Raw genomic sequence first — 3724 nt, 5'->3', positions numbered from 1 at the left:
TTTTCAGAGGATACTTAGCAGTGCGGTTACATGATTGCCCGGATACGCGTTTGCTTAGAGCAAGGCCCGTGCCATCACTTTTTTCTTATTGAAAATGTCATGCGTTTCCAGCCATTCAATAACACGACTGCTCAAGTCGCTGGCCGTACAACCGCTTGAGACGCCAAAGGTGCAACCCTCCCCATAAAAAGGGCAACCCAAGCCAGATCAAATAGCAACCCGACCCAATACCTTTGGACAACCCACCTGTAACAACACGCGTCACCGAATTGCACACGCCCGGTGCGCGAACGCTACGAGACGCACCATTTGAGGCTAGCGGATTCAGCCGCAACTGCCGGAATCAACGCCTTAATCTGAAAAACACGTCACGTAACCGCAGTAATAACCTTCCCGCATGCGACCGACAAACGACCTTTAAGCGAGATATCATTCCGATTATTCATAGTGCCCGTGTCTGCACCCTCGCGCCTCGAACAGAGAAACCATCATGCTGAACAAACGTCATCTGCCCTCGATAGCCGCATTGCAATGCTTTGAGGCGGTGACCCGGCACCTGAGCTTCACCCGCGCGGCCGAAGAACTCAACCTGACCCAGAGCGCCGTCAGCAAACAGGTTGCGCAGCTTGAGGAGCTGGTTCAGCACCTGCTGTTTCAGCGCGTCCGCCGCCGTTTGCAGTTGACGCCAGCCGGGGCGCTGTATCTGGCCGAAGTGCGCAAGATCCTGACCCAGATAGAGATGTCCACTCACTTCCTGCGCTCTTACGGCGGAGAAACCGAGGTACTGCGGGTGTCCACCCCCTCGACGTTCGGTGCCAGGTGGCTGGTGCCACGCCTGAAGGGCTGGCGCTTGCGTCATCCGCATATTCACCTGGACCTGATCAACGAACAGGAGTCCGACGACCTGATCAAGGGACGTTGCGACGTGTCGTTCTACTTCGGTCAGGCCGCCATACCGGGCGCGGAAAGCGTGAAGCTGTTTGGCGAAGAACTGGTAGCGGTGTGTTCACCCGAGAGCCTGCCGGTTGAACCCCTCAGCGACCCGACTCAGTTGAGCGAACTGGTCCTGCTGCAGAATGCCTTCCGCCCCGAGGCCTGGCACGAATGGTTCGAAAGCCAGGGTTATCACACCGACCATAGCTATCACGGGCCGCGTTTTGAGACGTTCTATATGTGCATCCGCGCCGCACAGGTTGGCTGCGGCGTTGCGCTGCTGCCACGCTTTCTGGTCGAGGAGGAACTGGCCGAGGGCAAACTGGTGATTGCCTGGGATTACGCATTGCCCAGCACTAACAGTGCGTACTACCTGTCCTATCCGGAACACACTGCCGACGTGCCCAAAATCCGGGTTTTTCTGCAGTGGATGCTGGAACAGTTGGATCAACCGGCCCGTTAAGGGCGACAATGCCCACCCATCCGGCCGTGAGCTTTCCGTGGTGACAGACAGGAAGTCGCGGGTCCGACATTATCCGGCTGCTCTGGAGAGCCCGATTCAATGAGCGAGAGCGCCTTTTCAAATCGTATCGTGCAAAGCCTGCTCGACACCGATTTCTACAAGCTGACCATGATGCAGGCAGTGCTGCACAACTACCCCAACGTCGACGTTGAGTGGGAGTTTCGGTGCCGCAACGGGGAGGATCTTCGCCCCTACCTGGACGAGATCAGACACCAGATCGAGTTGCTGTGCGAGCTGTCCCTGAGCCCGGAACACCTGGCTTTTCTGGAGCGCATCACGTTCATAAAACCGGACTTTCTGAGGTTTCTGGGACTGTTCCGCTTTAACACCCGCTATGTGAAAACCAGCATCGAAAACGATGAGCTGTGCATTCGCCTGCACGGCCCCTGGTTGCACGTCATTCTGTTCGAAGTGCCACTGCTGGCGATCGTCAGTGAGGTGCGTAACCGGCACCGCTATCCTGACACCCTGCTCAGTCAGGCGCGGGATCGTCTGTATGACAAGTTCGAATGGCTGACCACTCATGCCACGGCCGATGAACTGGCCGAGCTGAAAGTGGCGGACTTCGGCACGCGCAGGCGTTTTTCCTATCGCGTGCAGGAAGAAATGCTTGGTGTCCTGAAAAACGATTTCCCAGGCCAGTTTGTCGGCACCAGCAACGTTCATCTGGCGCGTCAGCTTGACCTGAAACCACTGGGCACAATGGCTCACGAATGGATCATGGCCCACCAGCAACTGGGACCGCGCCTGATCGACAGTCAGATCGCCGCGCTTGATTGCTGGGTCCGCGAGTACCGCGGCCTGCTGGGTATCGCGCTGACAGACTGCATCACCACTGACGCATTCCTGAATGACTTCGATCTGTACTTCGCCAAACTGTTCGACGGTTTGCGCCATGATTCGGGTGCCCCGGTGAAGTGGGCCGAAAAATGCATCTCGCATTACCAGAAGCTCGGTATCGACCCGATGAGCAAGACGCTGGTGTTTTCCGACGGGCTGAACCTGCCCAATGCACTCGACATCTTCCGGGCGTTGCGCGGACGCATCAATGTCAGCTTCGGGATCGGCACCAACCTGACCGCCGACATACCCGGCATCGCGCCCATGAACATGGTGCTGAAAATGACCGCATGCGCCGGTCAGGCTGTGGCAAAGATTTCCGACGAGCCCGGCAAGACGCAGTGCAAGGACCCGAACTTTGTCGCCTACCTGCGACATGTGTTCAAGGTGCCGGATTTGCCGAGCCCTGAAAAACCAGCTTGAATTGTCCTATTTACGAGGAGTGAATCATGCACGCCGTACAGCGCCAGATTGCTGAACAGCTCAAGGTCCAGCCACCTTTCGCGGACCAGAACGCGCTACAGGCCGAAGTCGCCCGCCGCGTCAGTTTCATCAAGGAATGCCTGCAGAACGCACGGCTCAAGACCCTGGTGCTCGGCATCAGCGGCGGGGTCGACTCACTGACGGCCGGCTTGCTCGCTCAGCGTGCGGTGAAGGAATTGCGCGCGAGCACAGGCGATAACAGCTACCGCTTTATCGCCGTGCGTCTGCCCTATGTCGTGCAGGCCGATGAGCACGAAGCCCAGGCCTCGGTCGACTTCATCGAGCCGGACGAGCGCCATACCATCAACATCGGTAGCAGCGTCAAGGCGCTGGCTGCCGAGGTGAAGGCGTTTGACGGTCTTCCAGCCAGCTCGGTGGATTTCGTTCTCGGCAACACCAAGGCGCGCATGCGCATGGTCGCGCAGTACACCGTCGCCGGCGCTTATCAGGGGCTGGTGATCGGTACTGACCACGCTGCCGAAGCGGTCATGGGCTTCTTCACCAAGTTCGGCGACGGCGCATGCGATCTGGCGCCGTTGAGCGGTCTGGTGAAAAACCAGGTACGCGCTATTGCCCGCCATTTCGGCGCACCGGAATCACTGGTCGAGAAAGTACCGACGGCGGACCTGGAAGACCTGTCCCCCGGCAAACCGGACGAAGCCTCGCACGGCGTGACCTACGCCGAGATCGACGCTTTCCTGCACGGTGAACCGGTGCGTGAGGAAGCCTTCAAGATCATCTGCGAAACCTACGCCAAGACCCAGCACAAACGCGAATTGCCGTACGCGCCTTGAGTGGGTACGTGCGGAACGAGAGAGCAGCAACACCATCGTGCCCATGCTCCGCGTGGGTACGCCTTTCTGGACGCTCTGCGTCCGTTCCTGAATGTGCGGCGCGGCACAGTTCTGTGACGCAGAGCGTCACCCACGGCATTCCCACGCTGGA

Annotated in this window: 3 protein-coding genes; all 3 read left to right on the top strand. The window is 58.5% G+C overall.

The features are described 5' to 3' along the window. The first annotated feature begins 490 nt into the window (after nt 1–490). Nucleotides 491–1396 (top strand): LysR substrate-binding domain-containing protein, encoded by a 906-nt coding sequence (locus ALO64_RS07795; RefSeq protein WP_004654659.1) that lies wholly within the window; start codon nt 491–493, stop codon nt 1394–1396. A 99-nt stretch (nt 1397–1495) separates the two neighbouring features. Next, nucleotides 1496–2719, top strand: coding sequence for a nicotinate phosphoribosyltransferase (gene pncB, locus ALO64_RS07790; protein WP_044344580.1), 1224 nt, complete (start codon nt 1496–1498; stop codon nt 2717–2719). Between the two features lie 26 nt (nt 2720–2745). Beyond that, on the top strand, nt 2746–3573 hold the full coding sequence (gene nadE, locus ALO64_RS07785) for an ammonia-dependent NAD(+) synthetase (protein ID WP_004654655.1): 828 nt from the start codon (nt 2746–2748) through the stop codon (nt 3571–3573). The last annotated feature ends 151 nt before the right edge of the window (nt 3574–3724 follow it).

It is taken from the genome of Pseudomonas meliae (genome assembly GCF_001400515.1).
GTDB classification, from domain to species: Bacteria; Pseudomonadota; Gammaproteobacteria; order Pseudomonadales; family Pseudomonadaceae; genus Aquipseudomonas; species Aquipseudomonas amygdali.
This window is presented reverse-complemented; position numbering and strand designations above follow the sequence as displayed.